This window comes from Bacillus sp. 5w2 (assembly GCF_054353775.1).
On the sequence record NZ_JBTIWT010000004.1, the window covers coordinates 177,160 to 202,267 of the forward strand.

Sequence of the window (25,108 nt, forward strand, 5' to 3'; positions counted from 1 at the left end):
GATTATATGATGAATCTTTATTTTATATGATATCAGAACTTTCATACAATGTAAGGGGATGGAGGGATTGTAATGTTAATGGAAAAGGGTGTGAATAGTACTTATAAGTGGATGATGTTAATTATTGCGACGATTGCTCAAACAACAGCGACACTTATAACGTATGGTGTAGGAGCTTTCGCTTTATTTTGGAAAGAAGAATATGCGCTTACGAATATGGAGAGTGGATTGTTAGTAAGTGTTGTAAATGTCGGACCATTATTTTGTATACTTTTTGTTGGGCGGCTACTTGATCAATATAATGAAAAATTGTTAATTTCTATAAGTTCATTTTTGCTAGGGAGTTCGCTTTTACTAACTAATGGGATAAGTGGATTTAATGGGTTGTTGTTTGTGCTTTTATTAATAGGAATGTTTTATAGTGTTTCTCAGCCAGGAGGAAGTAAAGTGATTTTAAAGTGGTTCCCAAAAGAAAATCGTGGATTAGCGATGGGAATAAGGCAAGCCGGTATACCGATTGGTGGTGCGTTAGCGGGAGCGCTAATCCCGTTTCTTACAATACAATATAATGTGGCTTACGCGATAAATAGTATTGCATGCATTTGTATAATTGGAGGACTATTATTTTTCGTATTTTATAAAGAACCATATGTTCAGGCGGAAGCAAGGAAAGAACATATTAAAATTTCTTTTTGGACTGAGCTAAAAGTAGTTATATGTAAAAAAGAGTTGTATCCAATTTATATAACTGGTATTGGCATGATTTCATTACAAATGGTGTTAGTTGGACACTTCATGAAATTTTTAGTAAGGGAACAATCAATTACATCTATTATAGCCGGAACAGTATTTTCAGTTATGTTTTTTTCTGGAATGATTGGCCGTATTGTATTAGCAGCTATTAGTGATGCGTTTTATAAGGGGAATCGGCGCATGCCTTTATTGATAGCGGTCTGTGCTTCTATCGGTTTGATTCTATTGTTAGTCATGAGTATACATACAGTAACGAGTGGAGTATTGTATGGTGTAAGCGCACTGTTAGGCTTCTTTTCAATTGGATGGTTTAGTCTTTTTATCGTCGAAGTTGCTGAATTGGCAAATGAAGAATCTGTTGGAATAACAGTTAGTTTGGCACTTACATTAAATCAAATTGCTATTATTGTTGCACCTGTTTTATTTGGTTATATTGTAGATAAAAAAGGGTATACGTATGCGTGGTTATGTATAGTGGTATTACTAAGTATCTCGGCAATGAGTTTATATAGTAAAAGCAAAAAATAAAAGAAAGTTAGCAATGTAAATTCTATATGAAGAAAATCTAAAGAAATGCCGAATGAGCGACATTTACTTTTTAATATGTTGTATAATCAAAAAGTAAATGAGATTCATTTTCAATAACGTTCATTTCCTCTTTTGAAATTGCCTGTAATTTTAGCCATTATTAGTTGTTTTTCTTTATCGTTATTTGCATGATGTATTTTGTTTAGAAATTTTTCAGCATCAGTACCTTTTAATATCATTATTTGTTTTCCGTAATATTCGATTAAAACCATATTATTTTTTGTTACCCGATAATGAAACATCATATCATCTAAACGATTGCGTTTATCAATGTTTTTCATGTTTACCACTCCGTTCTTTATGATATGTAACAAATGTTACATAAGATGTTGAAATTATAGTAGGGTGCATACGATTGTAAGGTGGAAATTTTGCAAGAAAGAAATACAATAGAGAGTAGCCAAAAACTGAATATGAGAAAAAGGAATTTAGTTGACTTAGGTGAATAACAGATAGATAATATTATGAAATATTTGAAAATCAAAAGATATAGAATAGAATGGATGCATGTTAAGTGAAACTAGATAAAAGAGGGTTCCTATTATGCTAAAGAAATGGTTAGTCGTTTTCTTTATTTTTGCTATTTTTTGTGGGAGTGTCGTTACACTAATCCATGCAAATAAAGGTAAGAAATATGATATAAAGGCATTTTCTAATCTAAATAGTAAGCAAAAGAGCGATATGCAAGAAGTTGATGCGAATGAGAAAAAGCGCTATGAAGTTGTAGCCGGAAAACTAGATCAATATTTAAAAGATAAAGGATTTAATGGGAGTGTTCTTGTAGCTAGTAAAGATCATGTGATTTTACGAAAAGGTTATGGATATGCGAATGTGAAAGATCAAGTAGTAACGACGCCAAGAACGAAATATCGTATTGGTTCTATTACGAAAACAGTAGTTGCGATATCTATTATGCAACTAAAAGAAAAAGGGAAATTAAACATTGAAGACAATGTAAATAAGTATATTCCTTCATTTCCGGCAGATAAAAACATTACGTTACGAAATTTGTTAACACATACGTCTGGGTTGCCAGATCAGGGACAAGGTAGGGTTGATGTGGCGTCACGATTAAAGTTAGTAACGTGGATTGGTGCACAAAAATTGCAATTTCCTGCAGGGACGGGGTGGAAATATACAGATTATAATTATATGGTGCTTGCGTATATTGTAGAAAAGATATCGAATAAACCGCTCGCTGAATATGTGAAAGAAAATATTTTTACGCCTGTTGAAATGCATGAATCTGGAATGGGTGCAACTCTCCCTGAAGATATTTTCTTAGCAGAAGGTTATACGAAAAAAGATAATGGGTTAATAGCTGCACCTCGGTTAAAAATGAATTGGCTGTATGGGTGTGGTGAAATGTATACGACTGTTGAAGATATGAAAAGATTAGATGAGGCTATTATGGATGGAAAGTTGATTTCTAAACAAAGTGTATCAGATATGTTTACTGCATCACCTGTAAGAAAATATGGATTTAGTTTTTATACTAATCCAGATTATTATCATAATCATGGTGTATTAGCTGGTTGGAATACATTTAATAATTTTAACTGGGATAAACGAACGTTTGTAATATTATTCTCTAACGTACAAAATGGTATGAATGATACGTTTAATCAGGAGTTTAGGAAAATGGCGAATGATTTAATAGAAGGAAAATAATAATTTTAAAAATCGGTATTGATATGTAATTATCAATACCGATTTTTTTATTTAGCCATGTTCTATTTGCTGACTAAGTAGGTGATATTTGAATAAATCTATATAGGTAGTTAAATGATATTAATGTTATCTATTTGAATGAAATCTATGTGATTATATGTAAAAGAATAATTGGTAATTTTTACATCACTGAAAAAGCTTGAGCTTCACACTATGTGAAGCTTTACATTATTGGAGGTAAGAACAGGAGGATGAAAAAGTGAAAAAAGCAGTAAAGTTTTGTTTAATTGCTACATTATCTACAACGATTATTAGTGGATGTTCTTTTGAAGGTGGTAATGAAAATGCAAAAGGGAAAGAGAGTGAAAAGGTAGAGGTACAGAAAAAAGTTGGGAAATATACGATGCCAGATGAAAAAGATAAACATGAAGGTACATGGTTACAATGGCCACATGAATACACATATGGTGAAGAGTATAAGCAGGAAGTGGAACCGATTTGGATTAAGATGGCAAGTGCATTAACTGAAGGTGAAAAAGTCCACATTGTTGCATACGATGAGGAGGAGAAAGAGCGCATTAATAAGCTTTTGATAGATAAAGGACTGAATATGGATAAAATTGATTTCTTTATCTCGCCTACTGATGATGTATGGGCAAGGGATAGTGGACCAATTTTTGTTTATGACAATAATAAAAATCTCAAAATATTAGATCCAGCATTTAATGGTTGGGGGAAGAAAACTCCTTATAAAAATGATGCTCGTATACGTGAGAATGTTAGTAAACAATCAGGGATTGAAAGAATTGATTGGGGAAAGTTTGTCCTTGAAGGTGGTGCAATTGAATTAGACAGTAATGGGACTGCTTTATTAACCCGGAGTGCTGTGACGAATAAAAATAGAAATCCTGATTTATCAGAAAAGGACATTGAAACATATATTAGGGATCTTGGGGTAACAAACTTTATTTGGTTAGACGGAGTGCCTAATTTAGATATTACTGACTTTCATATTGATGGATTTGCTAAATTCCATGGTAAATCTACGATTGTAACGATGAAAGAAGATGACCTAGCCGAATGGGGTTTGTCAAACAAAGATATGGATACATTGTTAGATGCAAAAAATGCTTTAGGAAAGAAATATAAGTATGAATACTTACCGCTTAGTAAAGATAAAGTTGCTTTAGAAAATGGAAAAACTCTCGATTATAAAGGATCGTATATCAATTATTATATTGGGAATACAGTAGTATTGGTTCCTAATTATAATGATCCGAATGATAAAATCGCAAACGATACGATTCAGAAGTTATACCCGGATCGTAAAGTAGTTGGCATTGATGTGAGAGAGCTTTATAAAAATGGTGGCATGATTCATTGTGTTACACAGCAGCAGCCTATTAGTTTGAAATAATGGATTGGAATTTATAATCTTTTGAACAAAATAGGTGAAATATTCCCTTCACTTATTTTGTTCAGCTGTATGATTTATAACAAGAGTGAAATACAAAATGTTTTAATGTAATGATAAAAGGATTTTAAAGTCACTTTTTGTTAATGCTCGACTGGTTCGACAAATAATCAGTGTGGGATGGATACCTCCCACTAATTAAAGTTTCACTTTATATAAAAAGGAGAAAAAGGTTTGTGTTAAAGAATTTAAAAATAGTATTTTCGTTTTTCCCTATCGTTCTACAGTACATTATAAATGTAGCTTTGATCTGTTTGGGAATTGTTTTAAGTGTGTTTCTTATGAAAGAAGTCTTTCAATTTATACAAGAATTGAAATTGAGTGGTGAGGAATCAAGTTATCATTTAATTGATAGTATTGTCGTATTCTTTTTATATTTTGAATTCATCGTAATGATTATAAAGTATTTTCAAATGAATTTTCACTTTCCATTACGTTATTTTATATATATAGGTATTACGGCTATTGTTCGTCTCATTATTATAGACCATGATAGCCCAATGGATTCGTTGTTATATGCCTGCGCGATTCTTGTATTAATTAGTGCTTTATTCATTGCAAATTCTAAAATAATGCGTCGTGATTTAGAAGAGTGAACATTTGTTGTTTAAATCAAAAAAGATGTTTTATCTTTTCGTAAAAAGGAGTAACCGTATTGAAAGAAATAATTTTAACCAGTTGTCTAATGATAGGGTTTATGATTCTATTATTCAATTGTATACTTTCATAATTTAAAAGGATAAAAAGTAAAAAAGGAAGAGGATTTTGTAAATATGGTACATTACAATAATCAAAATAGTTTACATCAAATATTTACATTAAAGGGGACAGTTATAAGAGATATTTTCCCGCAAATTTTATTATATATATGCGTTTCAACGATAGTAACTGTGATTCATTATTATTATGTAGAAATAAAAATGAATCAAACGCCTTGGGTAATTGTTGGAGGGGCTTTAGGTCTACTGTTAGTTTTTCGTACTAACACTGCTTATGATAGATATTGGGAAGGTAGAAAGTTATTTGGCACAATTGGTGCTTGTAGTAGAAATTTAGCAGTTAGTTTTTTATGTTATTGGGAGTCTAAAGAGGAACATACGGATAAGGAAAAACTAAAATTTTTACATTTATTAATTGCTTTTCCAAAGTTAGCGAAAGGACATTTGAGAGATGAAAAAGATTTATCTGAAATAAAATCATTGCTTGATATTTGTTCTGAGAAGGAAAGAGAAATTTTGGCTGAGTCTATTCATTTACCGATTAGTATAGTTTTTATGTTAAAAACTATACTATCAAAAGGTTTGAAAACGGGTCAAATTCATCCAAATGCAATAATTAATATGGAAACTGATTTGAATAATCTGCTTACGGCTGTGGGGGGATGTGATCGTATCAAAACGACACCTATTCCTTTTGCCTATTTTGCGCATATAAAAATTTTATTGCTCATATTTTGCGGGACTTTACCGATTGGTCTTGTTGATAGTCTTGGCTGGGTTACAGTACTTGCAACTATGTTTATCAGTTTTGCGTTTATTGGTATTGAAGCGATAGGAGTTGAAATTGAGGATCCATTTGGTCAAGATCCAAACGATCTTCCGCTTGAAGCAATTTGCATAGGGGTAGAGACGAATTTAGTGAATTTATATAATCAAAACGCTCTATTAGAGTTCGCGGATTTGGAACATGATAAAAAAATCATCTAATCCTTTATTGTGTATGACGATTGTATTTTTAATGTGGTCATGAAATACAGTGTTTTAAAATCTTGTCAAGAGTCAGTTTACGGCTTAACGACGGCTTTATATTTTTTATATAAATATATAATATTTCTCCGTGCTATAATCCATTCATGAAATGTGCACGTTTCAAAAATTGTACTGAAAAGAGAAATGAATTGGGGAAGAGTTGGATGATTGAAAACAGTTATTCAATCATTATTAAAAAGCGAGGTAAATAATATGGAACAAAAATATAATGGAATTATTTTTACTGCAATACCAGATAAATCGAATGAATATTATCGCCCATTTTATGAAGATCTAATTTATTTTAATGAATATTTAAATGAAAATAAAGCATTTACTGATCAACTTATATCTTTATCTGTTGAGGAGCAAGGCTTTCATACAAGCTCTTTTGAGTATGATGATATTTGGCTAAGAGATGTTGCGCCAGTTGTAACAAGTCATCTAGTTAAATTTAAATATCGCCCAAATTATTTACCGAAAGATCAAGGGCGATATTTAGATCAACAATTTAATAAATGGTTGAAAAAGAATGACTTTGAATATGTAAAATCTCCATTGATATTAGATGGTGGAAATTTGATTTGGAATAAAAAAGATACTGTTATATTAACAGAACGCATATTTGATGATAATTATGATTGGACGGAAGAAGAAATTATAGAGCAACTGGAATGGGATTTAGATGTGAGTCGAGTTATTATTATTCCTGCTGAAGAAGGAGATGTACTTGCACACGCAGACGGAATGGTTAAATTTATTGATGAACATACAATGTTTATTAGTGATTTTCTTGGGGATCGTGAATTTAGATATAGTGTTCAAGAGATTATTCAAGAGCAAATGCCAGAAGCTGAATTTATAGTTGTTCCTTCATCATATACAGAAAAGGGGCAATATGATCAAGAAATAGCATCGGCAAAAGGTTTATATATAAATATGTTAGAAACATGTGATACGCTTTACGTTCCTAAGTTTGGACTAGCTAAAGATAAAGAAGTATTACGATATATTCAACAGTATACGGAGAAGGAAGCTATTCAAATTCATGTGGGAGAAATATCGACAATGGGAGGCGCAATGAATTGTTTAACGTGGTACTGTCCACTTCATTTGTTACCTTCAAATATGAAGAGATTGAAAAATCAGAATGAGGATTTTTCAGTTAGGAAGATTTTTGATTGGTTTTAAAATAAGCTTATAAGAAAATATATTCAAGGGGTAAGTATATGTATACAATTACTGAATTTTCGCGGATTTGTAAAATGAGTACACGGATGCTAAGACATTATGACAAAGAGGAAATATTAAAACCGGCATATGTGAACCCGAAAAATGGGTATAGATATTATGAACAAGGGCAGTTAGAAATAGCGTTAAAAATTAAAAGGCTAAGAGAGTATAAGTTCCCTCTACCGAAAATTAAAATAATTCTTCAGTCATCAGATCAAGATTCATTTATTAAACATATGCAAGCGCAAATTATAGAGTTGTCTCATGAGGTGAAACAAAATTTACAGGTTATTTCTGAAATGAATGAAATGGTAAGTATGAACAATGGTTTAAATATCGCTCGTCATAGAAGTTACGATATATTAATTGGAATGAGAAATGAAATAACGGTAATTGCTCAAAGATTACAAATAGATATAGAGGATATGGATGATTATTTTTATGACTTATATGAAAATATACAAAAGAATAACTTTCAAATAGTCGGTTCGCCCTCTACAGTCTTTTATGATGAAGAGTATATTCCAAATCATAGTGATATTGAATTAAGAATTCCGATTATGGATGAGGATAATAAAGGTGTATTACAAGAATGTGAAATAAACAAGCTAAATCAGCATCAAATTGTTACTACTATGCATTATGGTAGCTACGACTATATAGGTTATGCTTATATGGCATTAGAAGAGTGGATAGAAAGGAACGGTTATATAATAGATGGTCATCCATATGAAGTTTATATAAAAGGGCCTGAATGTGATTGTTTAGTAGAAGAGTATGTGACACAAATTTGTTTTTTAGTTACGAAAATAGAATGAGAATAAGGATTGACATTAACATTATGTCAATCCTTATTCTATATACGAAAGTAATTTATCATAATAAAAAGGGGAAAGAGTATGAAAAGAAAAATTTTACTTATTTGTCTGATTCTAAGTATGGTATGGATTTCGGCATGTACTCCTGGAGTAGGAGAAGGGGAGAATGGTAGCGCTGTTCTACCTAATCAGTTACCTAAAAATGTAGTATTTAAAAATGGTACAATCTATACTTCAAATGGAAAGCAAGACATCGTAGAGGCTGTAGCCGTTAAAGAAGGGAAAATTACATTTGTTGGTTCAAACAAGGATGTAGAGGGATTTATAAATGAAGATACGAAAGTGGTGGATTTACAAGGGCGTTTTGTCCTCCCTGGTTTTGTGGACATTCATAATCATATATTTGAAGCGAAATCACCAGCAGCAGGGAATTGTAGTGTCTCACCAGATGCTTCGCTGCAAGAACAACGCTCGTATTTAAAAGCGTGTAAAAAAGATGTAAAGACAGGGGAATGGATAAGCGGAACTGGATTTAGTTTAGAAGAGCTGTTAAAAGATATGGACGAAAAATCAGAACAACAAACTCCATTACAAGTTCTAAATGAGTTATTTCCTAATAATCCAGTATTAATTATGGAAAGAACCTCTCATTCTGTATGGGTTAACTCAAAGGCACTCGAGTTAGCGGGAATAAATAAAGATACGAAAGATCCACAAGGCGGAAGAATCATTCGGGATCCAGAGACAGGAGAACCGTTTGGGATTCTTTATGATACAGCAGGAGATATCGTGATGGAAAAAGCATGGAATTCCCAGCCGAAACTCTTTGAAAAAAATTATGAAGGTTTGCTGGATGGATTAAATGAGGTTGCGAAGAATGGTATTACTACAGTTGGCGATGGCCGTCTTTATTGGAAGCGAGGCTGGTTAGACGTTTGGAATAAAGTAAATGACGAAAAAAAACTAACAACGCGAGTAGTACTTCGTCCATGGGTATATCCGAATTTAAATGAAGCAGAACAAATGGAGTATTTCAAAAAAATTAAGCGAGATGATATATCATCTCGAATGCTTATTAATCAAGTGAAAATGTATAGTGATGGAATTAGCATTAACAGTACAGCTAAAATACTAGAAAAATATAAATTTGAGTGGTTTAAGGGAACACCGTATGGTTTGAACTATATTCCGGAAGAAAAAATGAAATGGTGGTTGACGGAGCTTAATAAAATTGGTTACGGTGCACTCATCCACACAATTGGGGATGGTGGAGTAAGAGAGAGTTTAAATGCGATTGAAGCAGCGAAAAAAGAAGGGGCGAATCAGCCTTATACGCTTACGCACGTGGAAATGGTAGAAGATAGTGATATAAAACGTTTTGCTAAATTAGGTATTAGCGCTGATTTCCAAGTAGGTCATGATTTTGCAGAAGATCCTAAACAAAGCTGGGCAAGTACGTATTTTTCAGATCAACAGATGAAACGAATTATGCCGTTAGGGCGAATTTGGAAAACAGGTGCAAATGTATCGCTTAGTAGCGATTGGGATGTAAACGAACTGAATCCACTTGTGACGATTTCAAATGCATTAAATATTGATGAAAAGGGTTTATCTGATGTATATGCAGCTATTGATGCTTATACAATTAAGCCAGCAAAAGCATTAGGCCTTGATAATATCACTGGTTCGATTGAAGTAGGGAAATCGGCTGATATGGTATTACTAGATGAAGATATTACTAAAATGAGTGCTGATAAGATTCCGAATGCGAAAGTTTTGGTGACGGTTTTACAAGGAGAACTAGTGTATCACAAGGAGAAATAAAGAGTTGTTTTATGAAGGTGCTTCAAGAAAATGAAAATATTTCTGTTGACCTTAACACGATGTCAAAGTTTAGACTGAACTTACATTCGAAGAAGGGGTGAACAGGTATGACAAAAAGTTTATTTTATATGCCTGCTGAGTGGGAGAAACATGAGGGGACATGGCTCCAATGGCCTCATAATAAAACGCATAGAGGTGAAGGTTACAGAGCTAAGCTAGATGATATTTGGGTAGCGATGGCAAAGGAACTTCATTATGGAGAAACTGTGCATATTGTTGTATATGATGAGAAAGAAAAAGTACATGTCCAATCGAAGTTAATGGAAGCGAAAGTGGATATGGATAAAATTGATTTTTTAATTGAAGAAACGGATGATATTTGGATAAGAGATAATGGACCGATCTTTGTAAAAGATAAGGAAGGCGATCTTTGCTTAACACACTGGATTTTTAATGGGTGGGGTGAGAAATATCCGTATGAAAATGATGCTGTTATTCCGGCAAAAATAAGTGAAACGTATAGCATTCCAAAAGTTAATGCTAGTGTCTGTCTAGAAGGTGGAGGAATAGAGATAAACGGAAATGGAACCTTAATGGCAGCAAAAACTTCTATTATAAATGAAAATCGAAATCCTACACTCAGTCAGGAAGAGATTGAAATAGAGTTAACGAAGCATTTGGGGGTCACGAATTTTATATGGATAACGGGCATTCGCGGTGAGGATAATTATGATGAAGATACAGATTATCATATTGATGGTGCAGCACGTTTTGTAAATGAAAATACGATTCTTTATGAATATGATCCTTTCGGGGAAGGTGAATCATACCTTTTGGAAGCGTACGAAAAGCATTATCAAGAATTGCGACAGGCAAGAAATATGGATGGAAAGCCATTTCAGCTCATACCAGTACCGGTGACAAGAAAAGTGGTAAAAGAAGCAGACTGTAAGGGCTCATATTTAAATTTTTATATTGGAAATGAAGTTGTATTAGTTCCTATATATGGCGATGAGCATGACAAGTTAGGGCTTCAAATCATTGAAGGGCAGTTTCCGGGAAGAAGAATTGTCGGCATTTATGTAAATGAACTGTTTGCATATGGTGGCATGATTCATTGCGTAACGCAGCAACATTTAGCATAAAGTAACCAAAATGAAAAAAGCATGCAGAGTATATACTCTGCATGCTTTTTATAATGCTGAAAACTCTTCAACAAGTGAGCTAAAACGATTTAGTGCACTTTCAATCGGTTCTGGTGTAGTTAAATCAACACCAGCTTTTTTCAGTAAGTTTAATGGATAGTCAGAACTTCCACCTTTAAGGAACTCAATATAATGTTTTTGAGCATTTGGATCACCGCTTAATAATTTGTCGGCAATTTGGATTGCAGAAGCGAATCCAGTTGCGTATTTGTACACGTAAAACGGACGGTAGAAATGAGGTATTCTAGCCCAGCCGTATTTTACTTCTTCGTCAAATACGAGGGAGTCACCATTATACTCTCTGAACAAGTTTTCATAAACTTCGCTAAAGACTTGGGCATTTAATGGTTTGCCTTGCTGTGCCATTTCATGTGTGATTTTTTCAAACTCAGCGAACATGATTTGTGTAAAGAAAGTGCCTTTAAATTTCTCGATGAAATGGTTTACTAAATGGTTGCGTACATCAGCATCTTTTGCTTCTTTTAATAAATGATGAATTAATAGCACTTCATTTACTGTAGAAGCGACTTCTGCGACAAAGATAGTATAGTGTGCAGAAATTCTTGGTTGGTATCCGTGTGAATAATGCGTATGCATACCGTGACCACATTCGTGAGTAAGAGTGAAAAGACTATTTAAATCATCGTGATGATTTAAAAGAATGAAAGGATGAACACCATATACACCAAAGTTATAAGCGCCGGAACGTTTTCCTGGCGTTTCTCTCACGTCGATATAACGTTTATCTTTAAAGCTTTTTAATGTTTCGATATACTCTTCACCTAAAGGAGCTAGTGATTCAATCATTATGTCAAACGCTTTGTCATATGGAATGTCTTGTTTTACACCCGCTACTAAATCAACGCTCATGTCGTATTGGCGTAGTTCATCTACATTTAATTTTTCTTTTCGAAATTCATTATAGGTATGTAGTGATTGAATGTTTTTCTTGGTCGTATCAATTAAATTTTCATAAACTTCTTTCGGGACCATGTCGCCAAATAACGATTTTTCTAAAGCTGATGGATAGTTTCTTAGCTTTGAAACAGTAACATTATTTTTAATCGCAGCAGATAAAGTAGAAGAGATAGAATTCTTTAATTGAACGTATGGCTTGTAATAAGCTTTATAGGCTTCTTTACGTTTTTCGCGGTTCTCATCTTCAATTAACTTTGCATACATTCCGCGCGTTAAAGTAACTTTTTCTCCATCATCAGTCGTAATTTCACCAAATAGGATATCAGCATTATTTAACATACCAAAAGTATGCTGCGGGGAGGAGAGTGCTTCGCCCATTTGTGATAAAATCTCTTCCTGGTCCTTATTCAATACGTGTTTTTTATAACGGTATAATTCAAATAAGTCTTCTTTATAGTATTGTAAACCTTCTGCTTCTTCTATGTACGCGTGCAATGTGTTTTCATCTACGCTAAGTAAGAATGGGGAAAAGAAAGATTTAGCCGCACTTACTTTCACGTGTAATTGTGACACTTTATCGACAAGAGATTGGGCGTCAGTATCGCGCGTATCAAGATCAGATTGTAACCGTGCATAAGCGAACATTAAAGATATTATGCTAGAAATTTCTTCACTCTTTGTTAAATAAGCTAATAAGCTATTACCATCGTAAATATTTCCATTAAACTCGTGTAATTCTTTCGTTAATACTTCAATTTTATGAAAATCACTTTCCCAATCTTCAATTGTATGGTAAATATCCGTTAAATCCCACTTCTCTTTATCATCTACTTGTAGTCGAGCTTTAAGTTCAGTCATAATCATTTCCTTTCTAAATATGTAGTTATATTCCTATATAACTATGAAATACAACAAATTGCAAAAAATCCCTGCTGAAAATTGAAAAGCCTTGCTAAAATGGCAAGGCTTAAAAAATCATAATGTAATTCCGAATTTTGAATGTAAAAGATTCCTATATTGCACATCTGTAACGTTTTCTTTCGTTTTTTTACCGTTTTTTGCTATTGTCAGACTATCCTTTGTTAAAGATGCATGTCCATTTTCAGTTAGTTTTACGATAAGAGGTACTTTGTTAAATGGTGAGCCCTCATGCTCAACAATAATTTTTTGTGCTGCATTTGCTTTTTCTTCAGCCACTTCTTCTATATAAAATGCATAGCCTAACGTCCAATCATCAGCAGAAGATTGATCCAAAAACTCATTGTTTTTACGCATCTCTAAAATATAGTTTCCCTTTTCGGTCATTTCTTTACGAATGCGATAATCTCCTGTAACGGAGTGAATGACTTCACCTGAGAAAGGGACAGGTGCAAGAGGTAAGTATGATCCGAATCCAACCTCAATTAAATAAAATTCATTATGATGTGTTAAAACGGTTGCGATATGGCCAGAATCAACAGCCCATATAGAATTTGCAGCATTGTACACTGTTCCTGAAACGAGATGAACATCAAATCCAGCGTCTTTAAGGAAGTAATACATAGTAGGATTGAGTTCATAACAAAGACCACCACGGCTGTTTACTAAAATTTTCTCTTTCAAATTTTCTTTTGATATTTCTTTAAAATTCTTTTCGAGAATATTTAAGTTTTCAAAAGGAACAGTTTGTGCCATTGCGTACATAATGTTAGATAAATCTTCAAATGAAACTTTGTGTTTTTCTTCTATATGTAATCTTGCAAAAAATTGTTTTTGAAAGTCGGTCATAGAAATCCCTCCGTTATGCTTTTATAGGTAAATTGTAAACAATCTTGAATAGGATGTGAAATTAAAACTACGTTGAATATTTGAAGTGAGACTAAAAATAATGTGGGAGAGTGAGAGATTGCTACTTTACTAACAGTGGAACGAATATTATAATGATTCTGATAAACTATGCAAACGTTTTCTTAGGGGGGATGGTGTACAGATGTTGAAAAGAATAACAATAGTCGGATTGTCAGTTGTTTTGTTTTTACCTGGTATATATGGGGAGAGTAAGGCGTATGCAGATACAGTTAACAATGGAACGTTAATGCAATATTTTGAGTGGTACGCTCCGAATGATGGGAATCATTGGAATCGTTTGCGTACTGATGCTGAAAATTTAGCTCAAAAAGGAATTACATCTGTTTGGATACCCCCTGCATATAAAGGAACTACGCAAAATGACGTAGGATATGGAGCATATGATTTATATGATTTGGGGGAATTCAATCAAAAGGGAACAGTGCGGACGAAATATGGGACGAAAGCACAATTGAAATCTGCAATTGACGCTTTACATAAGAAAAACATCGATGTATACGGTGATGTGGTTATGAATCATAAAGGTGGGGCTGATTATACGGAAACTGTCACAGCAGTTGAGGTAGACCCGAGCAATCGAAATGTTGAAGTATCAGGTGATTATGAAATTAGTGCGTGGACGGGATTTAACTTTCCAGGGCGTGGAGATTCTTATTCTAATTTCAAATGGAAATGGTATCATTTTGACGGAACGGATTGGGATGAAGGAAGGAAATTAAACCGAATTTATAAATTTAGGGGCATAGGTAAAGCGTGGGACTGGGAAGTGTCTAGCGAGAATGGGAATTATGATTATTTGATGTATGCGGATCTTGATTTTGATCATCCAGATGTTGCGAATGAAATGAAAAAATGGGGAACGTGGTATGCGAAGGAATTAAATTTAGATGGTTTTCGTTTAGATGCTGTTAAACATATTGATCATGAATATTTGCGCGATTGGGTAAATCATGTTAGACAGCAAACGGGGAAAGAGATGTTTACAGTAGCTGAATATTGGCAAAATGATATCCAGACTTTAAATAATTATTTAGCGAAGGTCAATTATAATCAATCTGTGTTCGATGCACCACTTCATTATAATTTTCATTATGCTTCAACAGGAAATGGAAATTATGATATGAGAAATATTTTAAAAGGAACGGTAGTTGCGAATCATCCTACACTTGCGGTTACTCTAGTTGAAAATCATGATTCACAGCCTGGTCAGTCATTGGAATCTGTAGTGAGCTCTTGGTTCAAACCGTTGGCATATGCATTTATTTTAACGCGTGCAGAGGGATATCCTTCTGTTTTCTATGGTGATTATTATGGTACAAAAGGAAATAGTAACTATGAAATTCCAGCGTTAAAGGAAAAAATTGATCCGATTTTGACGGCACGAAAAAACTTTGCATATGGTACGCAGCATGATTATTTTGATCATCCAGATGTGATTGGCTGGACAAGAGAAGGTGATAGTGTACATGCTAATTCTGGTTTAGCAACATTAATCTCTGATGGACCAGGAGGGTCAAAGTGGATGGATGTTGGAAAGAATAATGCAGGGGAAGTATGGTACGATATTACGGGTAATCAAACAAATACTGTAACAATTAATAAGGATGGTTGGGGACAGTTCCAAGTAAGTGGAGGATCAGTTTCCATATATGTTCAGCGGTAGGTTTCCCCCTTCTTTTTTACATGCTGCATAGTTATAAAGGTATGACACCTTTACTTCTCAGAAAACATATAGTATGATGATTTCAGTAAATTAGATTTCAATGACTATAATATAAATTAATGAGAGGTGCTTTTTTGTGAGTGCGGTAGGTACTAAATAGGAAAAATTTAATGAAATAAATCGGATAAGACCAGGGGATTTTTATGTATATCATACCCCTAATTTTGTCATGGATTTATTTCGATACCTATGAAGATACCTACAATACTTTATAAAGCGTGTAATAGGAGGATTGCCATCCGTTTTTTATGGTTTATTTCCTCATATGTTATTACACATGCCTTGTAAATGTAAAAGCTGCGGTATCCCCGCAGCTTTTTTGTATATATTTTTAATGTATAAAAATGGTAATTTAATAATGTAGAACTCATTGGAATCTAATGAGTAGGTATCTTCATTTATGATAAAAATCAATCATAGTGAGGAGAAACAAAATGAATACGATGACTTTTGAAAAGTTACAATATAACGAATTAAAGGATATAGTGAAATCTTATTGCGTAAGTGGATTAGGTAAGGAATTATTAAACAAATTAGAGCCGAGTACGAGTATAAAAGTAGTGAGGAATCGATTGAATGAAACGACAGAAGCACGAGCGATAGTAGATGCAGAAGGACATGTGCCTTTTTTTGGAATATCCAATATCGCGAGTACAATTCAAAAATTAGAAAAAGGGATGATTTTAGATCCAGAAGAATTAGTAAGTGTTTCAGACTTTTTACGTGGATGTAGAAAGATTAAAAAATTTATGTTAGATAAAGAATTTTTTGCGCCAGTATTAGCTTCTTATGCAAATTCAATGACTGAATTTAAAAGTATTGAAGAGGAAATTAACTTTTCGATTAAAGGAAATAGCATTGATGCAGCGGCGAGTAAAGAGTTAAAACGAATTCGAAATAGTATTGATTCCGTAGATGGGAAAATAAAAGAACGTTTAACGAAGTTTTTAAATAGTAGTACAAATAAGAAGTATATTCAGGAATTCTTTATTAGTAAGAAGGATGATAGGTATACGATTCCAATTAAATCTTCTTATAAAAATCAAGTTGCGGGAAGTATAGTTGAAGCGTCCGCTAAAGGTTCTACTGTATTTATAGAACCGCATACGGTTACAAAGTTAAATGCAGAACTCGCAAGTTTGAAAGCAGAAGAAGCGATGGAAGAGTATCAGATTTTAGCGACTTTATCAGGAATGGTAGTAGAAAATATTTATCATATAAAAATTAATATGGAATTGATTAGCCAATATGATATGGTATTTGCGAAAGCGAAGTTTAGTAAATCAATCGATGGAATAGAGCCGAAATTAAATGATCATGGCTACGTTCATTTAGTAAATTGTAAGCATCCGCTTTTAACAGGGCAAGTTGTACCGTTAAACTTTAAAATCGGTCAAAACTATCGTAGTTTAATTATTACAGGACCAAATGCAGGCGGAAAAACGATTGTGCTAAAAACAATCGGACTACTAACATTAGCGACAATGTCAGGTCTGCATATTGCTGCAGATAAAGAAACAGAAATTGCTATTTTCGAAAATGTATTTGTAGATATTGGTGATAATCAAAGTATCGAAAATGCACTCAGTACATTTTCATCTCATATGAAAAACTTATCTGAGATTATGAGGATGTCAAATAATAATACGTTGCTATTATTTGATGAAATAGGAAGTGGGACTGAACCGAATGAAGGGGCAGCGCTTGCAATTTCTATTTTAGAGGAGTTTTATCTTGCGGGATGTATTACAGTTGCGAGTACGCATTACGGTGAAATTAAACGCTTCTCAGAAATGCACGATGATTTTATGAATGCAGCGATGCAATTTAATAGTGAGACGCTAGAACCACTTTATAAATTAGTAATCGGTAAATCAGGTGAAAGTAATGCACTTTGGATTGCAAATAAAATGAATGTAAGAGAACATGTACTAAAAAGAGCGAAAGAGTATATGGGGAATAAAGAATATCGTTTTGAAAAACTGAATGAAAGCAAAATTAGAAAACCGAAATTCGTGCAAGAAAAAAGCGAAAATCATTACGAGTATAAAATCGGCGATCGTGTAAACTTATTAGATTATGATGATTTTGGTATCATCTATAAGGAAATAGATAATTTTTATAACGTCGTTGTATATTATAATGGTGAATTCGTTGAAGTAAATGTAAAACGTATTACTTTAGAGGTAGCAGCAAAAGAATTATACCCAGAGGGATACGATTTAAATACACTATTTGTCGATTATAAAGAAAGAAAAATGCAGCATGATATTGAGCGCGGATCGAAAAAAGCGCTTCGTAAAATTGAAAAAGAAATAAGAAAGAACAGAGGATAAGTTAAAATGGTAACGATTAGACAAGAACAACAAAATGATTATAGAAAAACAGAAGAAGTTGTACAACAAGCATTTTTAAATGAAGAATTTAGTGATAAAAAGGAACATGAACTTGTAAAGCGTATTAGAGAATGTGACGCGTTTGTTCCTGAGTTATCTATCGTTGCGATAGATGAGGAAATAGTCGGTCACATTATGTTATCGAAAATCACGATAGAAAAGGATGGAGCTTCTGTAGATTCATTAGCGCTTGCGCCAGTATCAGTTGCTAGGGGGCATCAGAAGAAAGGGATTGGCGGAAAACTAATCGCAGTTGCTTTAGAAAAGGCGAAAGAACTTGGATACGGGTCAGTTGTAGTGTTAGGACATCCAGAATACTACCCGAAATTTGGTTTTAAGAAAGCAAGTGAATGGAATATACAGGCACCATTTGAAGTGCCAGATGAAGTGTTTATGGCGATGGAATTAAGGGAGAATGCTCTTGAAGGTGTAGAAGGAATTGTACAATATTCGAGTGCTTTTGCTGAGTAGGAGTATCGGTTAAGAAATGTAATCATAAAAGATGCTATCTTTTTGTTGGGATATACAGAAAGGTAGCGTTTTTTTATTAAGAATATTTACTTACGTATATTTTGCTCAATGAATAATTAAGATGGTAAAATTGATATAGAAATGTAAAGGGAGAGAATATGATGAATAAGCGAGAAACCGATAGCAATGAGAATGTAGTTACGTTATATGTTACAAGACACGGTAAAACAATATTAAATACGAACCATCGCGCGCAAGGTTGGGCAGACTCTCCGTTAGTAGAAAAAGGTGTGGAAGTTGCCACAAATTTAGGAATAGGATTAAAAGATATTCATTTTACTACTGTGTATAGTAGTGATAGTGGCCGCGCGATTGAAACTGCTAATTTAGTATTAAAATATAGTGAGCAATCAAAATTGAAACTTGAGCAAAGAAAAGCTTTACGAGAATTAAATTTCGGTATTTTTGAAGGTGAAAAGCTTGAAAATATGTGGGATGCGGTTGGAAAAGCTGCGGGCGTTGCATCACCAGAAGAACTTATGAAGTTTTCTATTCAAGAAGTGATTAATCTTATTAGAGCAGCAGATCCTACGAAAGAGGCGGAAGATTGGGAATTATTTTCTACTCGTATAAAAGCAGAGATTGATAAAATTAGTGAGGAAGCTGCTAAAAACAGTGGCGGTAACGTTTTAGTTGTCGTTCATGGGCTTTTGATTACTACCTTAATAGAAATGTTAGATAGTAGCAAAACAAAACTTGGAGTGGAAAATGCTAGTGTGACGAAGATTGTATATCAAGATGGAACATACACAGTCGAGTCGGTTGGAGATATGAGTTATGTTGCAAAAGGGAAAGAAAGTGTGGAAATATAAAAACTTTCATATAGAAATAAGAAAAGGAAGGTAGAGAAATCTAGCTTCTTTTTATTTTTCAGTATATCATTTGTTAATTAAAATCGGAATATTCCGTTAAAAATGCACCGTGAAAATTATTGTGATGGTATAGTTAGAGAGTAGGAATAACAAATTGTTTTGCAGCCTATTGAAGGGGTATTAGTCTAGTCTTACATTTTATCTCGAAATTTAAGTAAGTTTACGAGAAATAAAACATAGTAAGGAACGTGTGAATATGGATCGAATATATTTTGTGGACAACCCGTGGCCTAATGGTCATCGAATTGTTAATTTTAAGTGGAGTGCACATTTTAAATATGCAGAGGAAGAAGAGTTAAATGGTGTAGCTGGTTTGTATTTTGATTTGCATTTAGAGACTGCGGATTATGATGAGGAAGATTTGGATGAAGAAGATGAAGAGAATGAGGAAGAAGATGATTGGCACGCGAAGATTGTATGGAACAATTTCCATAGCTGTACTTTGTCATCAGAAGAATGGGATTTTAAAGGGTTTCGTGTAGGAAGTGATGAGGTGCCTTTTGATTTGGATATGCTAAATGGAAAGAGATTTGCAATTGATTTTTTATCCGAGGATGAGCAGAAGGACTTAGATTTAGAGTTAACTGCATTTGACGTTTATTTACTTGGACATGATGCGTCAGCCTTTCATAATATTAAGTTTACTAGATTAGAAGGGCAGACATATCAAATTGAATGGAAAGGGAAATTGGCACTAGCGTATATTGGTGATTATGAATTTAAATATGATTTTCATACACTAATTTCCTCAACATCATTTAGTGGAATTAATATTCCTAATGACATAAATGATCATGAGGCGCATGTTTTGCTAAAAAGATTTGTTAGTAATCCAGTATTGTTTGAATTGCAACATGATAATGGGGATAGACGATTTGTATTGAAATAAAAATATATTGTTGTCTTTGCGAAATGTATGAGTAAAAGGCTACTGTATTCGAAATAGTTAACAACTTAAGTGTCGGAAAATGTAAAGAAAATGATACATAGTATGTGATTTATGCTCAGTTCTAAGAAGAAAAGAATATTAACAATTATATGGAGAAGTGATTATGTTGATTAAATTCGTTCATTTGTTATTTGGAAAACCGTGTGAAAAAGGTGATTCGTTCCAAACTAAGTTTCCACGTTTTATTTATTGGAGTGCAGTTGTATTTTATTTTTTTGGAATGATATTCTTTGGGATTTTTTCTTTTATTGATACTGTATTTATTGGATCGTTGATATCGGGAGGTTTGTTCTTTCCTTTAATATTTAGATTCATTTATTTTATAAACTTAAAAATGAGGGGCCTAGAAAGAGAAGTATAGACAGAAAAAATATAATTGAAAAGAAACGAAATTGAACATTAATAGCATTAAAAAAGGAAGCAAAGAAATACATTCTAGCTTCCTTTTTTTATTGGAACGATTATGGGATTAATAAAATCTTCCCTGTACTTTTTCTGCTCTCTAATAATTCATGGGCACGGGCACCGTCTTGTAAAGAGAATGTAGTAGGACTCGCGATGTTTAATTTTCCACTAGCGATCCAATCAAATAATTGAGTAGAGCGCTGCTTACGTTCTTCAAAAGTAGTAAGCACGTTCCACAGGTCTCCGCCAGTTAAAGTTTTTGAAGTATCCATAAGCATACGCGGATCAACGGGTGCAGGATTACCGCCAGCCATTCCGAAAAATATGACAGTACCACCAATTTTAGTAGCGTTAAAACTTTCCTCAAGTGTAGAGCCTACTGATTCATATACAACATTTACTCCAGCACCGTGAGTTATTTCAAGTACCTTGGTATGCCATGCGTCAGTATATAAAAATACTTGATTGGCACCAGCTAATGTAGCTATCTGTGCTTTTTCTTTTGATGACGTTAGGCCGATTACCTTTCCACCCAGTAGTTTAATCATTTGAATAAGAAGTTGCCCAACGCCACCAGCTGCGGCATGAACTAAAGCTATATCACCTTGTTTTATTTGATAGCTATCTTTCGTTAAATAGTGTGCTGTTAGACCTTGCAATAAGACAGAAGCAGCTGTTTCAAAAGAGATAGAATCTGGAAGCGGGATTGCTTTTTCAGATGGAACGGCAACTAATTCTGCATTTGCGAATGGAACGTCAGCAAATGCAATATGGTCTCCAGCATTGATAGTAGTAACGTCAGCTCCTACTTTTTCAACAATCCCAGCCCCTTCATAACCTAATATATAAGGTGGGTTGCCAGCGAGATGATAATCACCGCGGCGTCTATAAATATCAGCAAAATTTAAACCGATTGCTTTCGTACGGATAAGAATTTCATTTGGATTTATGATTGGATCGTGTATTTCTTTATATTGTAGTACATCTGGACTTCCAAACTGTTCGAAACAAAGTGCTTTCATATGGAATACCTCCATTATATTGTTTGTCGATGCTCTTTATCATACAATATAAATATCAATAGACAAAGAGGATTATTTCGATGAAATCAATCGGAAATACCGATTGAAAAGAGGGATGATAAATGGAGATAAAACAATTAATTACATTTAAAGTAGCGGCAGAGACTTTGAACTTTACCCAAACTGCGAAGAAATTAAACTTTGCTCAATCGAGCGTAACGGCGCAAATTAAAACGTTAGAAGCTGAGCTCGGTACGCCGTTATTTGAAAGATTAGGGAAACGTCTTTTTTTAACTGAAGCAGGAAGGAAGTTTCAATTATATGCTGATAAGATGATTGCACTCAGTAATGAAGCGAAAATGGCTGTGAAAGATGATGAAGAAATAGCAGGTACGTTAATAATCGGTGCGCAAGAAAGTCAATGTACATATAGGCTCCCATCTATATTAAAGAGGTTTAAAGCACAATTTCCACAAATCAAACTTATCTTTAAACCAGCGCATTCCAATAAAGATGCGAAGGAACAATTGATGGAGGGGAAAGTTGATCTTGCATTTATTTTGGATGAATGTAAAACGGAAGATGCTTTGCATGTGGAGCCACTTATGAAAGAAGAATTAAAAGTAGTAGCTGCTCCAGGGCATCGTTTACTCGAGCGACCTTCCGTTTCTATAAAAGATTTAGAGAAGGAAACTCTTTTGTTAACAGAACTAGGGTGCTCATACCGGACTTTATTTGAAGAGCTGTTTCGTACAGAAGATGTGTATCCAGCGAATAAGATTGAGTTTGTAAGTGTCGAGGCAATTAAACAATGTGTCATTGCGGATTTAGGTATAGCAGTTTTACCAGCAATAGTAGTAGAAAAAGATATACGAGAGGGAACGATAAAAGAGTTGCAACTAGAAAATACTATCAATCCAATTTTTACACAAATTGCTTGGCATAAAGATAAATGGATGACAGCACCGTTACAACAATTTATTGATGTAACAAGGGAGTTTTTTACAACGGATTAAGTGGAGAAATATTTATTTTATATAAAAGAAAAAATGGCACTTTTGCATAGAGAGAACCGATGCTTGCATGTAACAAGTATCGGTTCTTTTATGTTTTAAATAAAGAATGCTATAAAATGTGTATTTCTCAACTTTTTTTCTTACAAGGATAAGTAAATTTCTTCGTATATTCCAATAACCATAAGGGAATTTACAACGTTTATTCGTTTCTGTAAGATGCCTCTAGGTGGAATGAAAGGAGGGGCGTACATAGGGGATAGATTGTCTTTATTATACGTACTTATTTTGAGGGAGGAGATTTACAATGTTTAAAAAGCTAATGAAAGTATGTGTGTTAAGTATAGCTAGTGTAGGGGTATTATTTAGTTTTCAAGGAAGTACATTTGCAGCTACCGATCTTAGTAGTTATTATGACGGGAAAAATCCAGCAACAACGAAAGTATACGGAGGCAGTACAACGTGTGATGCAGATGGATTTAATGCAAAGTCTACAGCGGTGTACGAAGGTAGTAAAAAAGTAGGGACAGTATATTTACGTTACAGTAATAAATGTCACGCAGCATGGTCTAAGCTTGTTTTAGATCAACCAGCCCCTTCTGTTTCTGGAGGGATATATGCTTACGCTGTTATTAATAAATATAAAAACGGTGTATTTCAAAAATCAGTAGACTCTAATAGTGGTAATGGAGCAATTAAAACAGGTCAAACGAGTACGTATACAGGAATGGTATTTGATTTAACTGCTGATTTTGGTTATACAGCTGATGCTGAAGCGGTGACGATTAATAATGGTTACGGGAAAACTGGACGTTATTAATAAAGGAGTGGAATTCTATGAAACTTTTTAAAAATGTGGGCGCATTTCTTTTTCTATCTGTGTTCGTTTTAACAAGTATGTTTAGTACGACCAGTAGCGATAAAGCATATGCAGAAGACCATTCGTATGATGGGAAAAGTCCTTACTATAATAGTTGTGATCAATCAGCAGTAACGAAAGAAAAGAAGTGGATTGATTCAAATTCTTATGTAGAATTAAAATTTAGCACGACGTGTAAGACAGCATGGGCAAAAGTTACTGTAACCCGCCCAGCAGTTTATAATAATGAAGCTGATGCAAGGATTGTTAGAAAAACAGATGGAAAGGCATATACTTGCGGAAGTGCTGGAGGAAATGGTGTTGTAAATAAAGGGCAAACATCATGCTATACACCAATGGTATATGATTTAGATCCAAGAAAGGCACAAGCGCAAGGGAAACATGCTATTCCGAATAGTGATGCATATAATTATGCGGAGACAATTTGGTATTAATATAATACATGTGTTAAGAGCTATTATTTGATATAAAAATGAAAGAGCCTTACTGCATTTTATCCCGCATTAACGGGCAGTAAGACCCCCACCTCAAAATTCAGCGAAAGCAAAGAAGTTAGATGGGGGATCAACTGCCCGTAAAAGCCCGATTGGTTCAACTAATAATCAGTGGGGGATGAACAAAGCCCCCACTGATTAAAGTTTCACTTTATTGTGGTAAGGTTCTTTAAAGTTGTTTAATAGTTTAAGAACAGTTATTTACAATGATATATCTTTATAATCACTTTTAAGTATTGCCATAATAATTTCATCCGAGTATGTATCGTTATAAAATAAAGATTGACGTAAGGTTCCTTCTTTTACAAACCCAACTTTTTCATAAGCTCTAATTCCGCGTAAATTATGGCTAAACACTTCTAACTGTAAACGATTTAATGATAGTTGTTCAAAAACAAAACTTAAAACTATTTTAATAGCTTCAGTTCCATAGCCTTTTCCTGTTAATGACATAGAAAGCATCGATATTCGGAAGCCTGCTCTTTTGTTACCCTCATCGATATCTAAAATCGACAACTCTCCAATCATTTCGTCATTGCTTTGTAAACAAATAGCAAAATCGTAGCGACTCGAATCATTATTTATATGAGCTATATGTGTCTTTATTTGTTCCAATGAAAAAGTAGGTTTGGTTCCAGTCATATAACGTATCTCTGTATCCATCGTACTTTCTAATATAATTGGGGCATCTAGTTCGCAAAGAGGTCTTAAATAAATTCTTTCACTCTCTAATCTCATTATAA

23 protein-coding genes are annotated in these 25,108 nt (G+C 33.8%); 18 read left to right on the forward strand and 5 right to left on the reverse strand.

Annotated features, from left to right (window positions below; all coding sequences use genetic code 11):
• The first annotated feature begins 72 nt into the window (after positions 1 to 72).
• Positions 73 to 1,281 carry an MFS transporter gene (locus ACXY7N_RS10675; RefSeq protein WP_488592394.1) on the forward strand — a complete coding sequence of 403 codons (1,209 nt, stop codon included), beginning with the start codon at positions 73 to 75 and terminating at the stop codon, positions 1,279 to 1,281.
• A 110-nt stretch (positions 1,282 to 1,391) separates the two neighbouring features.
• Here ACXY7N_RS10675 and ACXY7N_RS10680 read toward each other — a convergent pair whose 3' ends face one another.
• Complete coding sequence (locus ACXY7N_RS10680; RefSeq protein WP_488592395.1) at positions 1,392 to 1,622, reverse strand: hypothetical protein; 231 nt, start codon at positions 1,620 to 1,622, stop codon at positions 1,392 to 1,394.
• A gap of 262 nt (positions 1,623 to 1,884) precedes the next feature.
• Here ACXY7N_RS10680 and ACXY7N_RS10685 point away from each other — a divergent pair, with 262 nt between their 5' ends.
• The 8 genes from ACXY7N_RS10685 to ACXY7N_RS10720 all read left to right on the forward strand — a co-directional run bounded on the left by ACXY7N_RS10685 (position 1,885) and on the right by ACXY7N_RS10720 (position 11,254).
• On the forward strand, positions 1,885 to 3,012 hold the full coding sequence (locus tag ACXY7N_RS10685) for a serine hydrolase domain-containing protein (protein ID WP_431153895.1): 1,128 nt from the start codon (positions 1,885 to 1,887) through the stop codon (positions 3,010 to 3,012).
• 259 nt (positions 3,013 to 3,271) lie between these two features.
• Entirely contained in the window at positions 3,272 to 4,429 is a 1,158-nt protein-coding gene (locus tag ACXY7N_RS10690) for an agmatine deiminase family protein (RefSeq protein WP_431153894.1), read from the forward strand.
• Positions 4,430 to 4,662: 233 nt separating this feature from the next.
• Entirely contained in the window at positions 4,663 to 5,082 is a 420-nt protein-coding gene (gene psiE, locus ACXY7N_RS10695; protein ID WP_016086920.1) for a phosphate-starvation-inducible protein PsiE, read from the forward strand.
• Between the two features lie 177 nt (positions 5,083 to 5,259).
• A complete protein-coding gene (locus ACXY7N_RS10700; protein WP_431153893.1) occupies positions 5,260 to 6,192 on the forward strand; it encodes a bestrophin family protein in 933 nt (310 codons plus the stop codon).
• 255 nt (positions 6,193 to 6,447) lie between these two features.
• Positions 6,448 to 7,425: an agmatine deiminase family protein gene (locus ACXY7N_RS10705; protein ID WP_431153934.1), complete on the forward strand. Its 978-nt coding sequence runs from the start codon at positions 6,448 to 6,450 to the stop codon at positions 7,423 to 7,425.
• A gap of 38 nt (positions 7,426 to 7,463) precedes the next feature.
• A complete protein-coding gene (locus ACXY7N_RS10710; RefSeq protein WP_488592397.1) occupies positions 7,464 to 8,285 on the forward strand; it encodes a MerR family transcriptional regulator in 822 nt (273 codons plus the stop codon).
• Positions 8,286 to 8,366: 81 nt separating this feature from the next.
• Positions 8,367 to 10,109, forward strand: coding sequence for an amidohydrolase (locus ACXY7N_RS10715; protein ID WP_431153892.1), 1,743 nt, complete (start codon positions 8,367 to 8,369; stop codon positions 10,107 to 10,109).
• A gap of 107 nt (positions 10,110 to 10,216) precedes the next feature.
• Positions 10,217 to 11,254 carry an agmatine deiminase family protein gene (locus ACXY7N_RS10720; RefSeq protein WP_431153891.1) on the forward strand — a complete coding sequence of 346 codons (1,038 nt, stop codon included), beginning with the start codon at positions 10,217 to 10,219 and terminating at the stop codon, positions 11,252 to 11,254.
• 48 nt (positions 11,255 to 11,302) lie between these two features.
• On the opposite strand, the gene pepF is transcribed toward ACXY7N_RS10720, so the two are convergent.
• Entirely contained in the window at positions 11,303 to 13,090 is a 1,788-nt protein-coding gene (gene pepF, locus ACXY7N_RS10725) for an oligoendopeptidase F (protein WP_431153890.1), read from the reverse strand.
• A 117-nt stretch (positions 13,091 to 13,207) separates the two neighbouring features.
• A complete protein-coding gene (locus ACXY7N_RS10730; RefSeq protein ID WP_088084055.1) occupies positions 13,208 to 13,999 on the reverse strand; it encodes an arylamine N-acetyltransferase family protein in 792 nt (263 codons plus the stop codon).
• A gap of 202 nt (positions 14,000 to 14,201) precedes the next feature.
• Between ACXY7N_RS10730 and amyS the strand changes: the two genes are divergently transcribed.
• The 6 genes from amyS (at position 14,202) to ACXY7N_RS10760 (ending at position 20,912) form a co-directional block, all read left to right on the forward strand.
• A complete protein-coding gene (gene amyS / locus ACXY7N_RS10735; RefSeq protein WP_088084054.1) occupies positions 14,202 to 15,743 on the forward strand; it encodes an alpha-amylase in 1,542 nt (513 codons plus the stop codon).
• 494 nt (positions 15,744 to 16,237) lie between these two features.
• Positions 16,238 to 18,139: an endonuclease MutS2 gene (locus ACXY7N_RS10740; protein ID WP_088084053.1), complete on the forward strand. Its 1,902-nt coding sequence runs from the start codon at positions 16,238 to 16,240 to the stop codon at positions 18,137 to 18,139.
• Between the two features lie 6 nt (positions 18,140 to 18,145).
• Positions 18,146 to 18,670: a GNAT family N-acetyltransferase gene (locus ACXY7N_RS10745; RefSeq protein ID WP_016135079.1), complete on the forward strand. Its 525-nt coding sequence runs from the start codon at positions 18,146 to 18,148 to the stop codon at positions 18,668 to 18,670.
• 161 nt (positions 18,671 to 18,831) lie between these two features.
• On the forward strand, positions 18,832 to 19,542 hold the full coding sequence (locus ACXY7N_RS10750; protein ID WP_353811110.1) for a histidine phosphatase family protein: 711 nt from the start codon (positions 18,832 to 18,834) through the stop codon (positions 19,540 to 19,542).
• Positions 19,543 to 19,798: 256 nt separating this feature from the next.
• On the forward strand, positions 19,799 to 20,491 hold the full coding sequence (locus tag ACXY7N_RS10755) for a hypothetical protein (protein WP_016135077.1): 693 nt from the start codon (positions 19,799 to 19,801) through the stop codon (positions 20,489 to 20,491).
• Positions 20,492 to 20,654: 163 nt separating this feature from the next.
• Positions 20,655 to 20,912 carry a hypothetical protein gene (locus tag ACXY7N_RS10760; protein WP_016135076.1) on the forward strand — a complete coding sequence of 86 codons (258 nt, stop codon included), beginning with the start codon at positions 20,655 to 20,657 and terminating at the stop codon, positions 20,910 to 20,912.
• Between the two features lie 100 nt (positions 20,913 to 21,012).
• On the opposite strand, the gene ACXY7N_RS10765 is transcribed toward ACXY7N_RS10760, so the two are convergent.
• Complete coding sequence (locus ACXY7N_RS10765) at positions 21,013 to 21,978, reverse strand: quinone oxidoreductase family protein (RefSeq protein WP_353811111.1); 966 nt, start codon at positions 21,976 to 21,978, stop codon at positions 21,013 to 21,015.
• A gap of 122 nt (positions 21,979 to 22,100) precedes the next feature.
• Between ACXY7N_RS10765 and ACXY7N_RS10770 the strand changes: the two genes are divergently transcribed.
• The 3 genes from ACXY7N_RS10770 to ACXY7N_RS10780 all read left to right on the forward strand — a co-directional run bounded on the left by ACXY7N_RS10770 (position 22,101) and on the right by ACXY7N_RS10780 (position 24,305).
• Complete coding sequence (locus tag ACXY7N_RS10770) at positions 22,101 to 22,994, forward strand: LysR family transcriptional regulator (RefSeq protein ID WP_016135074.1); 894 nt, start codon at positions 22,101 to 22,103, stop codon at positions 22,992 to 22,994.
• Positions 22,995 to 23,298: 304 nt separating this feature from the next.
• The gene (locus ACXY7N_RS10775) at positions 23,299 to 23,811 is read left to right on the forward strand and encodes a DUF2690 domain-containing protein (protein ID WP_016135073.1); all 513 of its coding nucleotides are present in this window, start codon (positions 23,299 to 23,301) and stop codon (positions 23,809 to 23,811) included.
• 17 nt (positions 23,812 to 23,828) lie between these two features.
• Positions 23,829 to 24,305, forward strand: coding sequence for a DUF2690 domain-containing protein (locus ACXY7N_RS10780; RefSeq protein WP_016086937.1), 477 nt, complete (start codon positions 23,829 to 23,831; stop codon positions 24,303 to 24,305).
• A gap of 261 nt (positions 24,306 to 24,566) precedes the next feature.
• Here the strand turns inward: ACXY7N_RS10780 and ACXY7N_RS10785 are convergent, their stop codons facing one another.
• Complete coding sequence (locus ACXY7N_RS10785; protein ID WP_001235426.1) at positions 24,567 to 25,103, reverse strand: GNAT family N-acetyltransferase; 537 nt, start codon at positions 25,101 to 25,103, stop codon at positions 24,567 to 24,569.
• Between the last annotated feature and the right edge of the window lie 5 nt (positions 25,104 to 25,108).